The following is a 20,162-nucleotide window of genomic DNA, read 5'->3' as shown; positions in this document are numbered from 1 at the left end:
ACTATTGCGCACCTTGCGATCCGGGGCGACGCTCCACACATGACTGAGACCACTGAGCACGTCACTCCCACCACCGCGCGCGAGGCCGATCCCTTCCCGGTCAAGGGAATGGACGCGGTCGTCTTCGCCGTCGGCAACGCCAAGCAGGCCGCCCACTACTACTCCACCGCCTTCGGCATGAAGCTGGTCGCCTACTCCGGACCGGAGAACGGCAGCCGGGAGACCGCCAGTTACGTCCTGGAGAGCGGCTCCGCCCGCTTCGTCCTCACCTCCGTCATCAAGGCCTCCACCGACTGGGGCCGCTTCCTCGAAGCCCATGTCGCGGAGCACGGCGACGGCGTCGTCGACCTCGCCATCGAGGTCCCGGACGCGCGCGCCGCGTACGCCTACGCCGTCGAGCACGGTGCCACCGGCATCGAGGAGCCGTACGAGACGAAGGACGAGCACGGCACCGTCGTGCGCGCCTCCATCGCCACGTACGGCCAGACCCGCCACACCCTCGTCGAGCGCAGCGGCTACAGCGGCCCCTACCTCCCGGGCTTCGTCCCCGCCAAGCCGATCGTGGCGCCCCCCGCCAAGCGGACCTTCCAGGCCATCGACCACTGCGTCGGCAACGTCGAACTCGGCAAGATGAACGAGTGGTGCGCCTTCTACAACAAGGTCATGGGCTTCACGAACATGAAGGAGTTCGTGGGCGACGACATCGCCACCGAGTACAGCGCGCTGATGTCGAAGGTCGTCGCGGACGGCACCAAGAAGGTCAAGTTCCCGATCAACGAGCCGGCGATCGCGAAGAAGAAGTCGCAGATCGACGAGTACCTGGAGTTCTACGGCGGCCCCGGCGTCCAGCACATGGCGCTCGCCACCAACGACATCGTGACCACGGTGCAGACCATGCGGGCCGCGGGCGTCGAGTTCCTCGACGTGCCCGACAGCTACTACGACACCCTCGGCGAGTGGGCGGGCGAGACCCGCGTACCGGTCGAGATCCTGCGCGAGCAGAAGATCCTGGTCGACCGTGACGAGGACGGCTACCTGCTGCAGATCTTCACCAAGCCGGTCCAGGACCGTCCGACCGTCTTCTTCGAGATGATCGAGCGGCACGGCTCGATGGGCTTCGGCAAGGGCAACTTCAAGGCCCTCTTCGAGGCGATCGAGCGCGAGCAGGAGAAGCGCGGCAACCTGTAACCCGCGAACCGTCCAGTCCGGCAACCCACCCGCTGCCCCTATCTGTTGGCGGCCTTCCTCCCCTGTAGCCGCCGACACCGCACGCACCGCGACCCCACGGAACCTGACCGGCCGTGGGGTCGCGGTGCGCCGTCGTGGAGAGGGCCGTACCTCAGTAGCGGATGAGCAGGGACGCCACCACGTCCGTCTCGCCCTCCGCCTCGTACACATGCGGTACGTCGGCCACCCAGCTCACGTGCTCCCCGGCCGCCACCCGGAACGGGGCGTCCTTCGGGCCCACCCTGGCCACGCCCTCGTACACCGTCAGGTACTCCGTCGTCCCCGCCGGATGGGCGGGCGAGGTCTGGACGCGGCCGGGGCGGATGCGCAGCCGGTAGAGCTCGGTGGTGGCCGAGGGGTCGGTGAACGCCTCCAGCAGCTCGCCGGTGACCGAGTCGCCGTGCATCGGCTCGCGCGGGCCGTCGGACAGCAGCGCGGCCAGCGGTACGCCGAGCCGTCCTGTCACCGCGTACAGCGTCTCCAGGGTGGGGTTCCGGGTGCCCGCCTCCAGGCCCGAGAGCGTGGCCTTGCCGATGCCCGCGCGCAGGGCCAGCTCGGAGAGCGTCAGCCCGCGCTCCGTGCGCAGGGCGCGGATGCGCCGGCCGATGCCGGTGGTGAAGGCCGTCGAGTGCCGGGCCGGGTGGTCGCTCATGGGTCCAGTATCCGAAATGCGGTTCCGTTTACGGAACGGGGACGCCTATGGTCGTTCCGTAAACGGAACAGCTGATGTTCGTACGTACCCCGGGGGCACTCCATGACCACCCGCTCGGCCACCCGCTCGCGCGGCACCCTGCAACCCGTCCTCGCCGGCATCGTCCTCGCGATCGTCGGCTTCTCCAGCTCCTTCGCCGTCGTCCTCGCCGGGCTGCGCGCGGTCGGCGCGAGCGAGGCGCAGGCCGCTTCGGGACTGTTCACGCTGTGCGTGGCGATGGGGGTCGTCGGCATCGGTCTCGGGCTGCGCCACCGGATACCCATGAGCGTCGCCTGGTCCACGCCGGGGGCCGCCCTGCTCGCCGCGGTGGGGGCCCAGCACCCGGACTACCGGGCCGCGTTGGGGGCCTTCCTCGCCGCCGGTGCGCTGATCTTCCTGACCGGTCTCTCGCCGCACCTCGTCCGTCTGCTGCGGGCGATTCCCGCGCCCCTGGCGAGCGCCATGCTCGCGGGCGTACTGCTGCCGCTGTGTCTCGCGCCCGTCCAGGCGGTGGCGAAGTTCCCGGCCGAGGCAGTGCCCGTGGTCGTCGTGTGGGCGGTGCTGTTCCGGTGGGCCAGACGGTGGGCCGTGCCGGGGGCGCTCGTGGTGACCGTGGCGGTCATCCTCGTCGCCCACCCGGGCGGCGGCTCCGCCGGTGCCCCGCTGCTGCCGACGCTGACCTTCGCCACCCCCACCTTCACCGCGGGCGCGCTCATCGGCATCGCGATCCCGCTCTACATCGTCACGATGGTCTCCCAGAACGTCGCGGGCATGAGCATGCTCGACACCTACGGATACCGCGCCCGGCTCCGCCCCGCCCTCACCTCCACCGGGCTCGCGACCATGGTGGGCGCCCCGTTCGGCGCGCACGCGGTGAACCTGGCCGCCATCACCACCGCGCTCGCCGCGAGCCCCGACGCGCACCCCGATCCGGGGCGCCGCTGGATCGCCTCCGTCACCGGCGGCGTCGGCTACATCGTGCTCGGCCTCACCACCGGGCTGACCCTCTCCCTCATCGCCGGGGCCCCGCCGCTCCTCATCGAAACCGTCGCCGGTCTCGCCCTGCTCTCCACCCTCGCCGCCGCGCTGCAGACGGCCGTCTCGGACACCACCGCCCGGGAGCCCGCCGTCCTCACGCTCGTCGTGACGGCCTCGGGCATCGCCCCGTTCGGCATCGGCGCGGCCCTGTGGGGGCTGCTCGCGGGCCTCGCCCTGCACCTGCTGCTGACCTGGGCCCCCGGTCTCGTACGGGCAAAGCCGACGGAGAGCGCAGCCGAAGCCCCCTCCGGCCCCACAGATCCCACGGACCCCAAGGGACCCTCCGACCCCACCGGCCCCGCCGCCCCGCTCACCGCCGCTTCCGAGCAGCGGACTCCGGCTTCTTGACCTTGCCCCCGGACTTGCTCGCCTTCGGCTTCGGCGGCCACACATTGCGCGGGCCGCCCTCCGGCGGCTCGCCGAGACGCTCCAGCGACTCCTCGGCACGCGGCGCCCACAGCGGCGAGAACACCGGGTTCACCCGCAGCGCCTCCGACAAGTGGCGCCGGGCCGCCCCGTAGTCGCCGATCCCGCGCTCGATCTCGCCCCGGTGGAAGAGGAACAGGGCGCTGCGCACCCCCTCCTTCACCGCCAGCCGCGCGTACTCCAGCGCCGCGTCGTCATCGCCCGTACGGTGGAGTGCCCAGCCCAGCGCGTCCGCCACCTCGGGGCCCGGCCGCCGCGCGAACTCCTCGCGCAGCAGGCCGACGGCCTCCGCCGGGTCGCCGTGGTCGGCCTCCAGGCGGGCCAGCACGAGGTCACCGCGCACGCCCTGCTCCTCGTTGTGCGCGACCTGCGCCCGTACCACCCCGAACTGCGCCACCCCGGCCCCCTCCCCGCTGGTCGCCTCCAGCAACTCGCCCAGTTCCAGGGAGTACTCGGGGCGCGGAGTCAGCGCCAGGGCCGCCCGGTACGCCTTCACCGCCTCCGCCGTACGGCCCATCCCCGCCAGCACCCGGGCCCGGCCGGCCACCGTGGCACCACGCTTGCGGTCCAGCGCGAGCGAGGAGTCGAAGTAACCCAGCGCCTCCACCAGATCGCCCCGCTCCCAGGCGAGTTCGGCGGCCCGCCTGAGCTGCTCCGCCTTCTCCTGGGGCGCCTCGGCGGCCACCGCCGCCTCGGCCAGCAGTACGGCGGCGTCCTCCCGCCACCCCTTGTCGCGGTAGGTCTGCGCCGTCCAGGCCAGCGCGATGGCCCCGCCCCGCTTCTCCGACAGCTCCTCCGCCGCACGGCCCGCGGCCTTGGCGTCACCGAGCCGCCCGTAGGAGTCGATCAGCAGCGGATACGTCGCCCACTCCTCCGGCGCCCGCATCCGTACGATCTCGCCCCAGCGCCGCGCCGCCGCGAAGTCCTCGCGGGCGTACGACAGCCGGGCCATGCCGATCATCGCGGCCAGGTTGCCCCGGTCCGCCGAACGCAGCGCCAGGGACCGCTTGAGCGCCGCCTGCGCCTTCGGGTAGTACGTGGCGTCCGCCGCGCGCACCCCCCGCTCGACCAGCGCCGTTCCGAGCGCCGTCCAGGCACCCTCGTCGCGCGGGTTCGCCCGCGTCCTGGCGGTCAGCGCGGCCAGCGAGGCCGCCGCCCCGGGGGCACCCGCCACCGGCTTCGCCCCGGCGGGCGCGCCATCCCCGTCTCCGGACTGCGCCAGCAGTACGAGCGCCCCGGCGGCCAGCGCCGCCACCGCCACGGAGACGACGGCCGCCCGGCGTACCAGCGGCGAGGGCTTCACGACGGGCAGCGCGGACACGGTGAACACGGATGGCGCAGCGGGCCCGCCATCCGGGGCACCAGAGGCACCAGCGGCAGACACATCGACCACATCAGGCACAGCAGGCGCATCGACCGGCTCGGCAGGCATTGCGGGCACGGCCCGTTCGGCCGGCTGACGGGCGGGACCTGGCTCCATGGCGTCCATGGCGCTCACTGTGCGTCAGGAGGCACCAGTACGACGAGCACACCCGCGTGCCGCGATCCGGAACGCAGACGGGTTCACACCGATGGCCCCGGGTGCCAGGCTGACAGCATGGATGATCTTGCGACTCTCCGTGCCTCCCAGCATGACCGCCTGCACGACCGGCTGCGCACCGGTCTGCCCGCCGAAGCACTGATCACGGACCCCGACGTCATGGCCTCCTACGCGCACGACATGGCCGGATTCTGCGCGGCCGGAGCGCCCGCCGCGGTCGTCCTGCCCCGCACCGTGGAACAGGTGCAGCACGTCATGCGCACCGCCACCGCCCTGCGCGTCCCGGTCGTCCCGCAGGGCGCCCGCACCGGGCTGTCCGGCGCCGCCAACGCCAGCGACGGCTGCATCGTCCTGTCGCTGGTGAAGATGGACCGGATCCTGGAGATCAACCCGGTCGACCGGATCGCCGTCGTCGAACCCGGCGTCGTCAACGCCGTCCTGTCCCGCGCCGTCGCCGACCGGGGCCTCTTCTACCCGCCCGACCCCTCCAGCTGGGAGACCTGCACCATCGGCGGCAACATCGGCACCGCGTCCGGCGGCCTGTGCTGCGTCAAGTACGGGGTCACCGCGGAGTACGTGCTCGGCCTGGACGTCGTACTCGCCGACGGGCGGCTGCTGACGACGGGACGGCGTACCGCCAAGGGCGTCGCCGGCTACGACCTCACCCGGCTCTTCGTCGGCTCCGAGGGCAGCCTCGGCATCGTGGTGCGCGCCGTGCTCGCCCTGAAGCCCGCACCGCCCGAACAGCTCTCGCTGGCCGCCGAGTTCCCGTCCGCCGCTGCCGCCTGCGAGGCGGTCTGCGCCATCATGGAGCGCGGCCACGCCCCCTCGCTGCTTGAACTCATGGACCGCACCACCCTGCGTGCCGTCAACTCCATGGCACAGATGGGCCTCCCCGAGTCCACCGAGGCACTCCTCCTTGCGGCCTTCGACACCCCGGACCCGGCCGCCGACCTCGCCGCCGTGGGGGAGCTGTGCACCGCCCACGGGGCGACCCAGGTCGTCCCCGCCGAGGACTTCGCCGAGTCCGAGATGCTGCTCCAGGCCCGGCGGCTGTCGCTCACCGCGTTGGAGACCGTCAAGTCCGCGACGATGATCGACGACGTCTGCGTGCCCCGCTCCAAGCTCGCCGCGATGATCGACGGCACCGCCGCCATCGCCCAGAAGTACGACCTGACCATCGGCGTCTGCGCGCACGCGGGCGACGGCAACACCCACCCCGTCGTCTGCTTCGACTCCGCCGACGAGGACGAGTCCCGGCGGGCCCGCGAGTCCTTCGACGAGATCATGGCGCTCGGCCTGGAACTCGGCGGCACCATCACCGGCGAACACGGCGTCGGCATCCTCAAGAAGGAGTGGCTGGCCCGCGAACTCGGCCCGGTGGGCCTGGAGATGCAGCGCTCCGTCAAGGCCGCCTTCGACCCACTGGGCCTCCTCAACCCCGGCAAGCTGTTCTGACCCGGAGGGTACGACCTAGGGCGTGTCTTTCGGATCAGGCCTGGGTCGCGGGGCCGGTCACGCACATCTGCGGCGTTGTCGTCAATCGCCATGGCTCCGCCATGTCTCAATCCTCCGCCTTGCAGCTGCACGCACCCAGCCCCGCTCGGCCATCCCGAAAGGGCAAGGCACCCCTGGTCGACCTGATCCGAAGGACACGCCCTAGGTCCAGCGGTGGCGGGCGAGCGGGCCCCGCGGCCGATGTGGTGCGCGGGGCGGGCTCCATAGCCTTCGTACGCGGGTCAGTCGATCCGTAGGCATCGCCCGACGAGGAGGAATCGTGCCCGCACGACTCGATCACACCATCGTCCACAGCCGCGACCGCTGGGCCTCCGCCCGCTTCCTGACCGAACTGATGGGCGCCCCCGAACCCAAGCCGTTCGGCCCGTTCGCCACCGTCCCCCTGGCCAACGGGGTGTCCCTCGACTACGCGGACGCCTCCGGAGAGCACTACGGCGAGGAGGGCGACGCCCCCATCGTCCCGCAGCACCTCGCGTTCCTGGTCGACGACGAGGAGTTCGACACCATCCTCGGCCGTATCCAGGCACGCGAAATCCCCTACTGGGCGGACCCGTTCAGCAGCAAGCCCCAGCAGATCAACCACGACCACCAGGGCCGCGGCTTCTACTTCCGCGACCCGGACAACCACTTCCTCGAATTCCTCACCCACACCTACGTGATCGACTAACCCTCTCCGTCCTGCGACGTCGCGAGCAGCTCGGCCAGGGCGTCGTCCAGGCCGAGCATGTCGCTCTCGGTGCCCGGCGGAACCATCGTCAGCGTCCGCTCCAGCCACGCCGAGACGACCGGCGACGACGCCTCCAGGAGCGCGTCCCCCTCCGGCGAGGTCAGTGCCACACACACCACCGAACGCCCCTCAAGCTTCGTCGGCCAGATCCGGACATCTCCGTGCCCACACGGACGGAACACCCCGTCGATCAGCAGTTCCCGCGCGAACGTCCAGCTGACCGGGTAGTCCGACCCGATGTGGAAGGTGATGTGTACGGCGTACGGGTCGTTCGTCCGGTAGACCAGCCGCGCCGGCACGGGGATGGCGCGCTCGGGGGACAGGACGAGGTTGAGCTCCAACTCACGCTCTACGACGGTGTGCTGCATGACGCACTTCCTTTCCGGTACGGGGCCCGTCGGCGGGGCCGTACCCGGAGAGAGCGCGGTGCCTGTCATTCATTACGCGACTTCCGAGAAGTTTTTTTCGGGAGCACGGCATTGACCGGAAAGTGGTGCATCCGGGCGGACGGGCCCAGTGGTGGGCGGGTGTCTGGTAGATGTGGACCCCGGAATTTCAGACAGCCGCACCAGACTTACGACAGACACACGGCCCCCAACAGATACGGGACACGGTGATGAGCGCCCCCACACCGGCCAACGGCGACGGCAGCCCCACCCACGGCTTCTATCCCGATCCGTCCATTCCCGGATATGTCCGGTACTGGAACGGCAGTGCCTGGGTGCCCGGCACCAGCCGTCCCGCCCCCGCGCCCGGCGAGCCAATGCCGACCCCGCCCCCCGGCTCCGTACCGGCGGCCGCGTACGCCCCCAACTCGGGCCTGCCGAACCTGGCTTCCGTACCGGCGCCCGCACCGACCTCGCATCAGGCCCCCGCCCAGGTGGAGGAGACGGGTCCGTTCTTCTTCGACGAAGAGGAGCAGGAGCAGGCGCAGGCGCAGCAGGGGTACGGGGAGCAGCGCACCGGGGAGCGTTCCGGCGGTGAGCTGGAAGTACGGCGCGCTGCCGAGCCCGCCCCCGCCTGGCAGGCAGACACCGCCCGGCAGAACGGCTTCGGCGGCGAGCGCGACCGCAGGGTCTCCTGGGGGTCCCCGGCCGCCGGTGCCGGTGCCGCTCCCGGTGCCGGTCCCGCCGAGGCCGGTGCGCCGCCCGGACTCACCCCGGCCCCCGCCCAGGGCCGGACCCCGGAGCGGGACCCCCGTACCGCCCGGCCCTCCGGCGACTCCGCCGCGCTGCCCGCACGTGCCGAGCGGCCCGCGCTGGAAGCCCCGCAGAACCAGGCCGCGCAGAACCAGGCCCCGCAGAACCAGACCCCGCCGCGCGCCGACCGCACGGTCTCCATCCGCACCCAGGGCCCCGCCAAGTCCGCCTCCACCGGCGAGGGCACCATGGCCATCCGCACGGTCAAGGCCCCGCCCCAGCAGCCCAAGCCGACCCGGACCAGGCCCCCGCAGCAGCAGAACCAGCAGCTGAACCAGCAACAGCGCCAGCAGCAGGCCCGCCCCCAGGCGACCGCCCCGGCCCCCACGCCCGCCCCGCAGCGCCAACTGCCGCCCCAGGGACGGCAGCCCGCGCCCGCCCCCGCCCCCGCCGCCTCCGCCTCCTGGGCCCAGCAGGTCCACCAGCTCGCCACCCCTCCCGGCCAGGGCCCCGGCCAGCCCCCCGCGACCGACGAGGCCCAGCCCGTCGTCCCCTGGAAGCCGCCTGTCGAGGACCACTTCACCAAGGCGGCGCGCGAGCAGGCTGCCGCCCGTCCCGCCGGGCTCGGACGGCGGCTGGCCGCCCGGCTGATCGACACGGTCGTCCTGGGGGCGGCGGTCGCGGCCGTCGCCGTACCGCTGGTGTTCCAGGCCGTCGACCACATCGACGAAAAGATCCGCGCGGCCCGCCTGTCGGGCACCACGGTGACGGTCTATCTGCTCGACAGCACCACGGTCGGCATGCTCGCGGCCGTCCTCGGCGCGTTTCTGGTTCTCGGCGTCCTCTACGAGGCGGTGCCGACCGCCAAGTGGGGGCGCACGCTGGGCAAGAAGGTGTGCGGGCTCCAGGTCCGCGACATCGAGGAGCACGAGCCGCCCCGGTTCGGCGGGGCACTGCGCCGCTGGCTGGTGTACGGAGTGCTCGGGGTGCTCGGCATCGGGGTGCTCAACGTGCTGTGGTGCCTGGTCGACCGGCCCTGGCGGCAGTGCTGGCACGACAAGGCGGCCCGTACCTTCGTGACCAGGAGCTGATCCCCGGGCGCCTCCTGGGCCACCGTCACCCGTTCGGCCCCGACTGTCGCGGAGCCTTCCCCCGAACGGCGTGCGAGGCCTTGCGGGCCCGGTCCGTGCGCGGTCGACTCCGGATATGAGCACCGACCAGCCGCCGCCCGGCGTGCCGCCTGAGAACGACCCGTTCCAGAAGTACCCGCCGCCCCCTCCTCCGCAGGGCGGTGCCGGTAGCCCCTACGACAGTCCGCCGCCGGGGGGTGCCGGGGGCTCGCTGCCCCCGTACGGCGGAGGGCCGTACGACGGCGGCGCCGGAGGCGGAGGCGGGTACGGAAGCGGCTACGGCGGCGGGCTCGGAGGCAGCGACCCGCTGGCAGGGATGCCGCCGCTGGCCTCGGTCGGCAAGCGGTTCCTGGCCCGGCTCATCGACCTGATCATCGTGATGATCCCGCTCGCGATCCTCGGCATCCCGTTCGGCACGTACGAGAAGATCACGACGACCACCGACGACCTCGGCGACACCATCACCCAGGTCAGCAGCGGCAGCGGTCTGGTCTTCCAGCTGATCTCGCTCGTCGTCTACGTCGCCTACGACGCCCTGATGACCAAGAAGAACGGGCAGACCGTCGGCAAGCGCCTGATGGGCATGAGGGTGGCGATGCTCAACGACGGCAGCGTCCCCGCCTCCAGCGCGGCCTGGACGCGCGCGGCGGTGCTGATGCTGCCGGCGCTGCTCTGCTGCCCCTGCCTGTGGTGGCTGATCAACATGGTGATGATCGGCGTCGACAAGCCGTACAAGCAGGGCATCCACGACAAGGCGGCGAAGACCGTGGTGGTCACGGCCTGAGGACCGGCCGAGGCTCGCCTGCCGACCGCCTGAGGACCGCCTGAGGACCGCCTGAGGCTCGGCAGGGCGGGCGCTAGCCGTGCAGTGAGTGCTCGCCCACCGAGGAGCGTGAGCGCGGTCCGGGTACCCGGACCATGTCGTACGGCTCACCGGCGGAGGGCACGGGGACGGTCGCGGGATCCGGCACCACGGCGGTGCGGGAACCGGCGGCCGTCCTCGCCGTTTTCGGCATCGGGACGGTCATCGCCACCAGCAGGCCCAGCCCCAGCGCCGCCACGGCGATCACCGCGATCCAGGCACCCGAGGTGGTCTGGGACAGCAGGAGCATGGCGAGGGTGGAGAAGATGACGGTGAGGCCGCCGTACGCGCACTGGGCGAGGGAGGGGGTCGGGAACGGCACGGGGGTCCTGTGTGTCCCTGAGTTCTGGCGTGTCCGCAGCATGGGGTCCGTCCTCGGAGCACGGGAAGGGGGTCGCGGGGTCCTGGCTGACCCTATGACCCTTGGTGCCCGCGCGCAGCAGCCGGTAAGCGTGACCTAACCCACGGTGCCGATGCATGGGGGGCGCACAGTGTCATGGCGCGTTCCACCCACTGAGACGCAAGCGCCCGTACAGGGGGTACGCGACGGGCGTCCGGAATACGGAAGAAATCAACTTCCTAGCGTGCGTGACGAGTTCAAGTCAAGGTCTGTCTTTTCTCAAGTAACTCCGGTCGAATGTGGTCACTTGTGACGCGCGGTGCGCCCGGATCCCTCACCCTTCGGGACGGCGCCCGCCGGGGAGGACACCACCAAGTGACCAGAAACAGACGGGCCTTCAGAGGGGCCGCCGTACTCGTGGCGCTCGCGGCGACCGCCGCCACCGCCTCGACCTTCGCCACCGCACAGGCGGCACCGGCCGATGCCCCGGCGGTACCCGCCGCGGCCGGCCACCAGGACCCCTCGGGCGTGGGCCCCGCGGAGCCCCACGGCAAGGGCGACAAGGGCCACGTCATCGACGGCCCGTACAGCCAGCAGCAGGCACAGCAGCGCAAGGCCGCCCTGGAGGAGGTCCTCAAGGGGACCAAGAAGGCGGAGAAGCGCGGCAGTTCGAGCGTCGTGAAGCTCGGGGACAAGAAGTACGTGGAGCTCGGCCGCGAGCGCACCGACCAGATCTTCACCATCCTGGTCGAGTTCGGCGACAAGGTCGACAACACCACCATGTACGACCCGGACGGCGCGGGACCCAAGCCGCCGATCAAGAAGTACGGCGGCACGCCGGGCCCGCTGCACAACCAGATAGCCGAGCCCGACCGCTCCAAGGACAACTCCACCGCCTGGAAGAAGGACTACAACCAGGCGCACTTCCAGGAGCTGTACTTCGGCACCGGCAAGGGACCCGACGGCAAGCCCGTCGACTCCCTCAAGACGTACTACGAGAAGACCTCCTCGGGCCGCTACTCGGTCGAGGGCAAGGTCACCGACTGGGTCAAGGTCGAGGCGAACGAGGCCCGTTACGGGTCCGACTACTGCGGCAGCAACAACTGCCCCAACGTCGAGGACCTGGTCCGCGACGGCGTCAACGCCTGGGTCGCCAAGGAGAAGGCGGCCGGCAAGACCGACGCCCAGATCAAGACCGACCTCGCCAAGTACGACTCGTGGGACCGCACCGACCACGACAACGACGGCAACTTCAACGAGCCCGACGGCTACATCGACCACTTCCAGGTCGTGCACGCCGGTGAGGACGGCTCGGCGGGCGGTGGCGCCCAGGGCACCGACGCCGTGTGGGCGCACCGGGGTTACGCGTACGGCCGCGACGACGGCGAGACGGGCCCGGCTGGCTTCAAGGCCGGCGGCACCCCGATCGGCGACACCGGCATCTGGGTCGGCGACTACACCGCGCAGCCCGAGAACGGCGGCCTCGGTGTCTTCGCCCACGAGTACGCCCACGACCTGGGCCTGCCCGACCTCTACGACACCACCAACTCCGCCGAGAACTCGGTCGGTTTCTGGTCGCTGATGTCGGCCGGATCCTGGCTGGGCACCGGCAAGAACGAGATCGGCGACCTCCCCGGCGACATGACCGCCTGGGACAAGCTGCAGCTCGGCTGGCTGAACTACGAGAAGGCCAAGGCGGGCAAGACCTCCCTCCACAAGCTGGGCGTCGCGGAGTACAACACCAAGAACCCGCAGGCGGTCGTGGTCGAGCTGCCCAAGAAGAACGTCACGACCAAGGTCGTCAAGCCCTTCGAGGGCACCAGGCAGTGGTGGTCGGACTACGGCGACGACCTCTCCAACACGCTGTCCCGCGACGTCGACCTGACCGGCAAGTCCAAGGCCTCCCTGGAGCTCCAGGGCTGGTGGGACATCGAGGCCGACTACGACTACCTGTACACCCAGGTGTCCACGGACGGCGGCGCCAGCTGGAAGTCCATCGACGGCACCGCCGACGGCGAGACGATCACCCGTGACGGCGGCGACAAGCCCGCCCTGACCGGTGTCTCCGGCAAGTACAAGAAGCTCGTCTACTCGCTCGACGCCTACGCGGGCAAGAAGATCGGCGTCCGCTTCCGCTACAAGACCGACGGAGGCGCGGGCGGCAAGGGCTTCGCCGCCGACGGCATCACCGTCCAGGCCGACGGCACCGCGCTCTTCACCGACACCGCCGAGGGCGACGACAACGGCTGGACCGTCCGTGGCTTCAGCCGGGTCGGCGAGTCGATCAACGGCGACTTCGAGCAGTACTACATCGCCGAGAACCGCCAGTACGTCTCGTACGACAAGACCCTCCAGTACGGCCCGTACAACTTCGGCTTCCAGAAGACCGCCCGCCCCGACTGGGTCGAGCACTACGCGTACCGTCCCGGCCTGATGATCTGGCAGTGGGACACCTCGCAGCGCAACAACAACGTCAGCGAGCACCCCGGCGAGGGCATGCTCCTGCCGGTCGACGCGCACTCCAAGCCGCTGAAGTGGCAGAACACCGGCAAGCTGATCTCCAACAAGATCCAGCCGTACGACGCCGCCTTCAGCTGGTACCCGAACCCGGGCTTCACCCTCCACAAGGAGGGCGTCGCGACCAAGATCCCGGCGCAGCTCGGCGTCCCGTACTTCGACGACCGCAAGCACTCCTACTGGTCGGCGGAGAACCCCACGGGCAGTGTCAAGACAACTGACACCAACACCCGCATCTCCATCGTCAGCCAGCCCCTGAACGGCCAGACGATGTCGATCCTGGTCAGCAAGGCCGGCCGCTAGCACTCCATTTTCAGCCATTTACGCAGGTCAGAGCATGATCGGCCGTCGCCCCTCTAGCGGGCGGCGGCCGATCGCGTTTAGATGCCTCTTACGTACTCACTATTGACGCGACGTCTTACGGGGCTGTCCCCGGGCGTCGCACGGGGGAGTGATAGGCATGTCCGCAGGAGGTTTCAACAGACTTCCGAACGGGAGCGTGGTGGTGGCACTGACCCTGCCGCGCCCCGGCCCCGGCGGCCTGGGCGCAGGCCCCAAGGTCCGCGTCCTGGTCCACGCCGCGAACCGCGCCCGAGCCCTGACCAGGCTCCGGAACCTCGGCCTCCGCGCGGTCTACCTGCGCGGTAACACCGAGCCCCCCACCCTCGACGAGATCACCGCGGTCCTCCACCACCCCGACGGCCTCCTGTGGCGAGCCGCCCCCCAGTCCCGCGAAGAACTCTGGCACCCGATACGCGCCCTTCTGAGGCCTGCCTCCTGACCCCTTCCTGCCCCCCTCGCGGCGCCGCGGGCATGCTCAGCTGCCCACCCGCCCCCGGCTGCGGGCCGCACAGGTGCGCGGCCCGCAGCCGGGGGCGGCGTCGAGTTGTGGCGGGAGGACCTCCCGTGAGACCTACCGGCTGATCACCTCTCCGGGCGTCGGCCCCACCCCGAGAGTCGCAGTGCATGAGGGGCAGCCCGTAGAGCATGGTTCCGATGGCGCCGGAGCGCTGGAGCCATCGGATCGGCACAGGGGCGGTGGTGGCGCACCCGCAGCCGATTCAGGTGGCTGGTTCCGTCGGCCCGCTGGGCCGCCTGGATGTGGTGTGCCCCGGCCGCGCGGCAGGGAGCACGGCGCGCAGTCGGGGGCGGGTGGGCAGCGGAGTCTGGCCCCGGATCACGAGGGGGGTAGAGGGGTGGCGTGCGCGGGCACGCGACGGGTGCCTCGGCGGGGGCGGGTGGGCAGCGGAGTCTGAGCCCGGCTCCGCGAGAGCGTGTCCCGGGGGCTGCCCTGGTGGGGCAGGTCCAGTCGCCGGTTGCTCAGACCACCGGTTTGCCGGTGAGTTCTACGCCTGCCAGGCGGAGTTCCTCCAGGGCGGATTCCGTCGTCGGGGCCGCGACGCCTGCGGTCAGGTCCAGCAGGACCTTGGTGGCGAAGCCCTCGCGGGCCGCGTCCAGGGCGGTGGCGCGGACGCAGTGGTCGGTGGCGATGCCGACCACGTCGACCTCCGTGACGCTCCGGGCGCGGAGCCAGTCCGCCAGTGGGACGCCGTTCTCGTCCGTGCCCTCGAAGCCGCTGTAGGCCGCCGAGTGGGCGCCCTTGTCGAACACCGCGGCGATGGCGCCCGAGGCGACCACGGGGGCGAAGTTCGGGTGGAAGCCGACGCCCTCCGTGCCCGCCACGCAGTGGACCGGCCAGGAGTCGACGTAGTCCGGCTCGTCGGAGAAGTGGTCGCCGGGGTCGATGTGGTGGTCCCGGGTGGCGACGACATGGCGGTAGCAGGCCTGCGACTCACCGATCAGATCGGTGATCGCGGCGGCCACATCGGCACCGCCCGCGACCGCGAGGCTGCCGCCCTCACAGAAGTCGTTCTGCACGTCGACGACGATCAAGGCGCGGTGCATGGCACATTCCTAACTGGCGGAGGCGGACGCCGGTCCTTCGAGAGTAGAGACTTCCGGGCCCGGGAGGGAGTGGGCGTCCGCCGAGGAGCGGCGAGGGGTCATACGTATTCGGTCGGGATGACCGGTTCGCCCCGCGAGAGCTGCACCGCCGACATCGGCAGGCCGCCCCGGGCCCCGATGTGCCGGGCCCGTGCCGCGTCCAGGGGCTCGCGGGCGACGACCTCGCCGCCCTTGACCAGCTCCACCTGGAGCTGCCGGTCGGCCAGCTCGGCCGGGACCGGACCCGTGCCGATGACCTCGGCCTCCGCGACCCCGTACTCGTCGGGCCTGCGCGCCGCCCACTTGCGGCCGCCCCGCGAGGACTTGGCGCCCATGGACTTCTTCGCCACCGGGATCAGCGGCGCCTTCGGATCGGCGGACTGCGCGCGGGCGACCAGCTTGTAGACCATCGAGCAGGTCGGGTGGCCGCTGCCGGTCACCAGCTGGGTGCCGACGCCGTACGCGTCCACCGGGGCCGCCGCCAGCGAGGCGATGGCGTACTCGTCCAGGTCGGAGGTGACGACGATCTTCGTCTTGGTGGCGCCCAGCTCGTCCAGCTGCTGGCGCACCCGGTGCGCGACGAGCAGCAGGTCGCCGGAGTCGATGCGTACGGCGCCCAGCTCGGGCCCCGCCACCTCGACGGCGGTACGTACCGCCTCGGTGACGTCGTACGTGTCCACCAGCAGCGTCGTCCCGCTGCCCAGCGAGTTCACCTGGGCCTGGAACGCGTCGCGCTCACTGTCGTGGAGCAGGGTGAAGGCGTGCGCCGAGGTGCCGACGGTGGGGATGCCGTAGCGGAAGCCCGCCGCCAGGTCGGAGGTGGTGGCGAAGCCGCCGACGTACGCGGCACGCGCCGAGGCCACCGCCGACAGCTCGTGGGTGCGCCGGGCGCCCATCTCGATCAGGGGGCGGCTCCCCGCCGAGGCCGCCATCCGGGAGGCCGCGGCGGCGATGGCCGAGTCGTGGTTGAGGATCGAGAGGATGACCGTTTCCAGGAGCACGCACTCGGCGAAGCTGCCCTCGACGCGCAGCACCGGCGAGCCGGGGAAGTAGACCTCGCCCTCCGGGTAGCCCCAGATGTCCCCGTTGAAGCGGTAGGAGGCCAGCCATTCGAGGGTCGGCTCGTCGACGATGTTCTGGGCGCGCAGGAAGGCGAGCACTCCCGCGTCGAAGCGGAAGTTCTCGACGGCGTCCAGCACCCGGCCCGTACCGGCGACGACGCCGTAGCGCCGCCCGGAGGGGAGCCTGCGGGTGAAGACCTCGAAGACGGAGCGGCGGTCGGCGGTACCGCCGCGCAGTGCCGCCTGGAGCATCGTCAGCTCGTACTGGTCGGTGAAGAGCGCGGTCGACGGAACATCCACCGGCAGCCCGAGATCCGCTGTGTTCATAGGACCGGATGCTACCCCCTATCTCGTCAGAGTGACGAAATCTAAGAGGCCGTTTGTGCGACAGGCCCCTCGCGGTGGCAGCATGGGAAGGGTGAGTGTCGCGCCCGTAGAGATCGAACGCCCCGAGTCGGCCGAGGAGACGTTTGCCGTCCCCGAGCCGGACACCCCCTGGGTGACCCTGGTCCACAACGACCCGGTCAACCTCATGAGTTACGTGTCGTACGTCTTCCAGACGTACTTCGGGTACTCCAAGGAAAAGGCAAAGAAGCTGATGCTCGACGTCCACCACAAGGGCCGGGCGGTCGTTTCCGCGGGCAGCCGCGAGGAAATGGAGCGGGACGTGCAGGCGATGCACGGGTACGGGCTGTGGGCGACCCTCTCGCAGGACCGCAACTGATGCCGGGCTACTTCGAGACGGTCCCCGGCGGCGGCGCCGCCCTCGCCATCGACGCCGTCGAGACGTCGATCCTGCGCTCGCTGGCCGTCCAGCTGCTGGAGCTGATCGGCCCCGGCGACGAGCCGGCCGTGGGCGAGGACCCGCTGGCCGCGCTGTTCGCGGAGGGCCCGAGCGAGGCACCCACCGACCCGGCGCTCGCCCGGCTGTTCCCGGAGGCGTACCTCGACCCGAAGGCGGGGCCGCCCGCCTCGCCGGACCGGGAGGAGGAACTGCGCGCCGCCTCCGCCGAGTTCCGCCGCTTCACCGAGAACGACCTGCGCACCCGCAAGCGCGAGGACGCCCTGTCCGTCGTACGGAACCTGGACGCGCTCGCTGCCTCCGGCCAGGACGCCGAACCCGGCTTCGTGCTCAAGCTGACGCCCGACGAGTCGCGCCGCTGGCTCGGCACGCTCAACGACCTGCGCCTCACGATCGCCTCACGGCTGGAGATCACCGAGGACGACGAGAGCGAGATGCTGTACGCGCTCCCGGACGAGGACCCGCGCAAGCCGATGGTGATGGCATACCTGTGGCTCGGCGGGCTGCAGGAGACCTTGGTCGAGACGCTGATGGCGTAGCTCGCGCGCGGTTCTCCCGTACGTCTCCTGCGCCTCTTCCGAATCCGACAGATCCCGCAATATCAAGTAGTGAAACGTAAGCGTTCGCTCAGCGGACGCTCAAATCCGAATAACGATCAGGTCACCACCCCTGCGTGCTTTGATGCCGCAGGGGTGTTTTGTCTGCTTTTTCCTGTGCAATAGGGCACAAAGGCCCTTGCCGATCATGTCTTTCGGCGTGATAGATCTGCACGACCGCCACGGACGCCACCCCTGTCCGTGGGGGCGCTGACACCGGCCGAACGCCGGTACGCACTCCACATCCGGGGGCAGTGAAGCCCCTCAAAGGATCGTCACAGTCGATCCGAGCCGCGAGCAGGACTGCCCGGCCGGGTCGGCATGGAGAAAGGCGCACCACCATGACCTCAGCGCAGGTCGATCAGCGGCACGACGACAGCAGCGGGGCGAATGGGGCCGAAGGCACACCGTCCGGCGAAAGCGGTCAGAGCGAGGGCTACCAGCGTGGCCTCGGAGCCCGCCAGATCCAGATGATCGCCATCGGCGGCGCCATCGGCACGGGCCTCTTCCTCGGCGCGGGCAAGGGCATCTCCAAGGCCGGACCCAGCCTGATCCTGGCGTACGCCATCGCGGGCCTGGTGATCTTCTTCATCATGCGGGCGCTCGGCGAGCTGCTGATGTACCGCCCGGTCTCCGGGTCCTTCTCGGAGTACGCCCGTGAGTTCATCGGCCCGTTCATGGGGTTCGTGACCGGCTGGACGTACTGGCTCTTCTGGGTCGTCACCGGCATCACCGAGGTCACGGCGGCCTCGGAGTACATGCAGTACTGGACGAAGGACGCGACGAGCTGGATCAATCAGCCGCAGTGGGTCTTCGCGCTGATCTTCACGGTCGTGCTCTTCTGCGCCAACCTGATCTCGGTCAAGCTCTTCGGTGAGCTGGAGTTCTGGTTCTCGATGGTCAAGGTCACCGCCATCATCGGCATGATCCTGATCTGCGCCGGCATCCTCACCATCGGCTTCTCCGACGCGGGCGACACCGCCTCGGTCTCCCTGCTGTGGTCCGAGGGCGGCTTCTTCCCCAAGGGCATCGGCTCCACCCTCATGACCCTCCAGATGGTCATGTTCGCCTTCCTCGCGGTCGAGCTGGTCGGCGTCACCGCCGGCGAGTCCAAGGACCCGAAGACGGTCCTGCCCAAGGCCATCAACACCGTCCCGTGGCGCATCGCCGTCTTCTACGTCGGCGCGCTGATCATGATCCTGTCGGTCGTCCCGTGGACGCACTTCCAGCCCGGGATCTCGCCGTTCGTCGCCGCCTTCGAGAAGATGGGCCTGGGCATCGGCGCCGCGATCGTCAACTTCGTGGTCCTGACCGCGGCCCTCTCCTCCTGCAACTCGGGCATGTACTCCACCGGCCGCATGCTGCGCGACCTCGCGCTGAACGGGCAGGCCCCGAAGTTCTTCACCAAGCTGACGGCACGCGGGCTGCCGCTGGCGGGCACGTCCTTCTCCGCCGCGCTGATGCTGGTCGGCGTGTGGATCAACTACCAGTGGCCGGGCGAGGCGTTCAACTACGTCGTCTCCTTCGCGACCATCTCCGGCATGTGGGCCTGGATCATGATCCTGATCTCGCAGATCCGCTACCGGAAGCTCTCCGACCGGGGCGTCCTGCCGAAGTCGACCTTCCGCGCCCCGGGCGCCCCGTGGACCAGCTGGTTCGCGCTGTTCTTCATCTTCATGGTCATCGTCCTGATGGGCATCGACGAGGACGCCAGGATCTCGCTGTACTGCGCGCCGGTCTGGGCGCTGCTGCTGGGCGTCTCGTACCTGGTCATGAAGAACAAGCCCGGCCAGGGCGGACCGGCGCACGAGGCGGCCGGGCAGGGGGGCGGCGGTCGCCACGAGACGCCGCACGACCACCGGCCGGCGTCGGACAACCCTGGCGGCAGCATCGGCTGACAGCCGCTCCACGTCTCACCATTCGGTCCCGCCCGTACCACTCCTCGGTACGGGCGGGACCGTTTGCATATCCTGGGACGCATGCTGACCCTTTCCCAGACCGTGTACGACCAGATCGTCGCCCATGCGCGTGCGGACCATCCCGACGAGGCGTGCGGGATGGTGGCGGGGCCGGAGGGGAGCGGGCGGGCCGAACGCTTCATTCCGATGCTGAACGCGGCCCGGTCTCCCACCTTCTACGAGTTCGACTCGGGCGATCTGCTGAAGCTGTACCGGGAGTTGGACGACCGGGACGAGGAGCCGGTGATCGTCTACCACTCGCACACGGCGACGGAGGCGTATCCGTCGCGGACGGACGTGACGTATGCGAACGAGCCCGGCGCGCACTACGTCCTGGTGTCCACGGCGGACACCGACGGCCTGGGGGAGTTCCAGTTCCGGTCGTACCGGATCGTGGACGGCGTCATCACGGAGGAAGAGGTCGAGGTGGTCGCGGGCTGAGGTCCGCTGCGCGGGGCCTTTCCCCTCCCCGCCCCTTCCCGAACTGGGGCTCCGCCCCAGACCCCGAGTGGCGGGCCCGGCCACGGCCGGTGGTATGTGCGGGTGTGTGCGTGGCTGGCCGCGGAGGTTCCCCCCCCCCCCCCCCCCCCCCGCCCCAGGGGCGGGGAGACCCGCAAAAAAACACCCCCCCAACCCCCAGGGGAAA

18 protein-coding genes are annotated in these 20,162 nt (G+C 70.6%); 12 read left to right on the top strand and 6 right to left on the bottom strand.

Going from position 1 to position 20,162, the window contains the following annotated elements:
* Positions 1–39 precede the first annotated feature (39 nt).
* The gene (hppD, locus tag ACZ5PB_RS31200) at positions 40–1,188 is read left to right on the top strand and encodes a 4-hydroxyphenylpyruvate dioxygenase (protein ID WP_468695760.1); all 1,149 of its coding nucleotides are present in this window, start codon (positions 40–42) and stop codon (positions 1,186–1,188) included.
* Between the two features lie 151 nt (positions 1,189–1,339).
* On the opposite strand, the gene ACZ5PB_RS31195 is transcribed toward hppD, so the two are convergent.
* Positions 1,340–1,879 carry a helix-turn-helix domain-containing protein gene (locus ACZ5PB_RS31195; protein WP_468695759.1) on the bottom strand — a complete coding sequence of 180 codons (540 nt, stop codon included), beginning with the start codon at positions 1,877–1,879 and terminating at the stop codon, positions 1,340–1,342.
* 102 nt (positions 1,880–1,981) lie between these two features.
* Between ACZ5PB_RS31195 and ACZ5PB_RS31190 the strand changes: the two genes are divergently transcribed.
* On the top strand, positions 1,982–3,304 hold the full coding sequence (locus ACZ5PB_RS31190; RefSeq protein ID WP_468695758.1) for a benzoate/H(+) symporter BenE family transporter: 1,323 nt from the start codon (positions 1,982–1,984) through the stop codon (positions 3,302–3,304).
* Here the strand turns inward: ACZ5PB_RS31190 and ACZ5PB_RS31185 are convergent.
* Entirely contained in the window at positions 3,267–4,703 is a 1,437-nt protein-coding gene (locus ACZ5PB_RS31185; RefSeq protein ID WP_468695757.1) for a tetratricopeptide repeat protein, read from the bottom strand. The genes ACZ5PB_RS31190 and ACZ5PB_RS31185 overlap by 38 nt on opposite strands.
* Before the next feature lie 276 nt (positions 4,704–4,979).
* On the opposite strand from ACZ5PB_RS31185, the gene ACZ5PB_RS31180 reads away from it, so the two are divergent.
* Together ACZ5PB_RS31180 and ACZ5PB_RS31175 are read left to right on the top strand one after the other, a co-directional pair.
* Positions 4,980–6,380 carry an FAD-binding oxidoreductase gene (locus tag ACZ5PB_RS31180; protein ID WP_468695756.1) on the top strand — a complete coding sequence of 467 codons (1,401 nt, stop codon included), beginning with the start codon at positions 4,980–4,982 and terminating at the stop codon, positions 6,378–6,380.
* A gap of 319 nt (positions 6,381–6,699) precedes the next feature.
* Positions 6,700–7,107 (top strand): VOC family protein, encoded by a 408-nt coding sequence (locus ACZ5PB_RS31175; RefSeq protein WP_468695754.1) that lies wholly within the window; start codon positions 6,700–6,702, stop codon positions 7,105–7,107.
* Here the strand turns inward: ACZ5PB_RS31175 and ACZ5PB_RS31170 are convergent.
* Positions 7,104–7,535 (bottom strand): SsgA family sporulation/cell division regulator, encoded by a 432-nt coding sequence (locus tag ACZ5PB_RS31170; RefSeq protein ID WP_468695752.1) that lies wholly within the window; start codon positions 7,533–7,535, stop codon positions 7,104–7,106. The genes ACZ5PB_RS31175 and ACZ5PB_RS31170 overlap by 4 nt on opposite strands.
* A gap of 248 nt (positions 7,536–7,783) precedes the next feature.
* Here ACZ5PB_RS31170 and ACZ5PB_RS31165 point away from each other — a divergent pair, with 248 nt between their 5' ends.
* Positions 7,784–9,397: an RDD family protein gene (locus ACZ5PB_RS31165; protein ID WP_468695750.1), complete on the top strand. Its 1,614-nt coding sequence runs from the start codon at positions 7,784–7,786 to the stop codon at positions 9,395–9,397.
* A gap of 115 nt (positions 9,398–9,512) precedes the next feature.
* A complete protein-coding gene (locus tag ACZ5PB_RS31160; RefSeq protein ID WP_468695748.1) occupies positions 9,513–10,220 on the top strand; it encodes an RDD family protein in 708 nt (235 codons plus the stop codon).
* 73 nt (positions 10,221–10,293) lie between these two features.
* On the opposite strand, the gene ACZ5PB_RS31155 is transcribed toward ACZ5PB_RS31160, so the two are convergent.
* Positions 10,294–10,620 carry a hypothetical protein gene (locus ACZ5PB_RS31155; RefSeq protein WP_468695747.1) on the bottom strand — a complete coding sequence of 109 codons (327 nt, stop codon included), beginning with the start codon at positions 10,618–10,620 and terminating at the stop codon, positions 10,294–10,296.
* Between the two features lie 546 nt (positions 10,621–11,166).
* Between ACZ5PB_RS31155 and ACZ5PB_RS31150 the strand changes: the two genes are divergently transcribed.
* Complete coding sequence (locus ACZ5PB_RS31150) at positions 11,167–13,458, top strand: immune inhibitor A domain-containing protein (RefSeq protein ID WP_468695884.1); 2,292 nt, start codon at positions 11,167–11,169, stop codon at positions 13,456–13,458.
* 157 nt (positions 13,459–13,615) lie between these two features.
* Positions 13,616–13,936 carry a hypothetical protein gene (locus tag ACZ5PB_RS31145; RefSeq protein WP_468695746.1) on the top strand — a complete coding sequence of 107 codons (321 nt, stop codon included), beginning with the start codon at positions 13,616–13,618 and terminating at the stop codon, positions 13,934–13,936.
* 539 nt (positions 13,937–14,475) lie between these two features.
* Here the strand turns inward: ACZ5PB_RS31145 and ACZ5PB_RS31140 are convergent.
* Positions 14,476–15,060, bottom strand: a complete 585-nt coding sequence (locus tag ACZ5PB_RS31140; protein ID WP_468695744.1) for an isochorismatase family protein — start codon at positions 15,058–15,060, stop codon at positions 14,476–14,478.
* 98 nt (positions 15,061–15,158) lie between these two features.
* Positions 15,159–16,487, bottom strand: a complete 1,329-nt coding sequence (locus ACZ5PB_RS31135) for a nicotinate phosphoribosyltransferase (protein ID WP_468695743.1) — start codon at positions 16,485–16,487, stop codon at positions 15,159–15,161.
* 82 nt (positions 16,488–16,569) lie between these two features.
* On the opposite strand from ACZ5PB_RS31135, the gene clpS reads away from it, so the two are divergent.
* The 4 genes from clpS to ACZ5PB_RS31115 all read left to right on the top strand — a co-directional run bounded on the left by clpS (position 16,570) and on the right by ACZ5PB_RS31115 (position 19,957).
* Entirely contained in the window at positions 16,570–16,884 is a 315-nt protein-coding gene (gene clpS / locus ACZ5PB_RS31130) for an ATP-dependent Clp protease adapter ClpS (protein WP_468695742.1), read from the top strand.
* Positions 16,884–17,501: a DUF2017 domain-containing protein gene (locus ACZ5PB_RS31125; RefSeq protein WP_468695741.1), complete on the top strand. Its 618-nt coding sequence runs from the start codon at positions 16,884–16,886 to the stop codon at positions 17,499–17,501. The genes clpS and ACZ5PB_RS31125 overlap by 1 nt, the downstream gene beginning before the upstream one ends.
* Positions 17,502–17,899: 398 nt before the next feature.
* A complete protein-coding gene (locus ACZ5PB_RS31120) occupies positions 17,900–19,456 on the top strand; it encodes an amino acid permease (RefSeq protein ID WP_468695740.1) in 1,557 nt (518 codons plus the stop codon).
* 81 nt (positions 19,457–19,537) lie between these two features.
* The gene (locus tag ACZ5PB_RS31115) at positions 19,538–19,957 is read left to right on the top strand and encodes a M67 family metallopeptidase (protein ID WP_468695739.1); all 420 of its coding nucleotides are present in this window, start codon (positions 19,538–19,540) and stop codon (positions 19,955–19,957) included.
* The last annotated feature ends 205 nt before the right edge of the window (positions 19,958–20,162 follow it).

The organism is Streptomyces sp. NPDC032721, from assembly GCF_055579625.1.
Note: the sequence above shows the minus strand (reverse complement) of the source record. Positions and strands in the feature narration are given on the sequence as shown.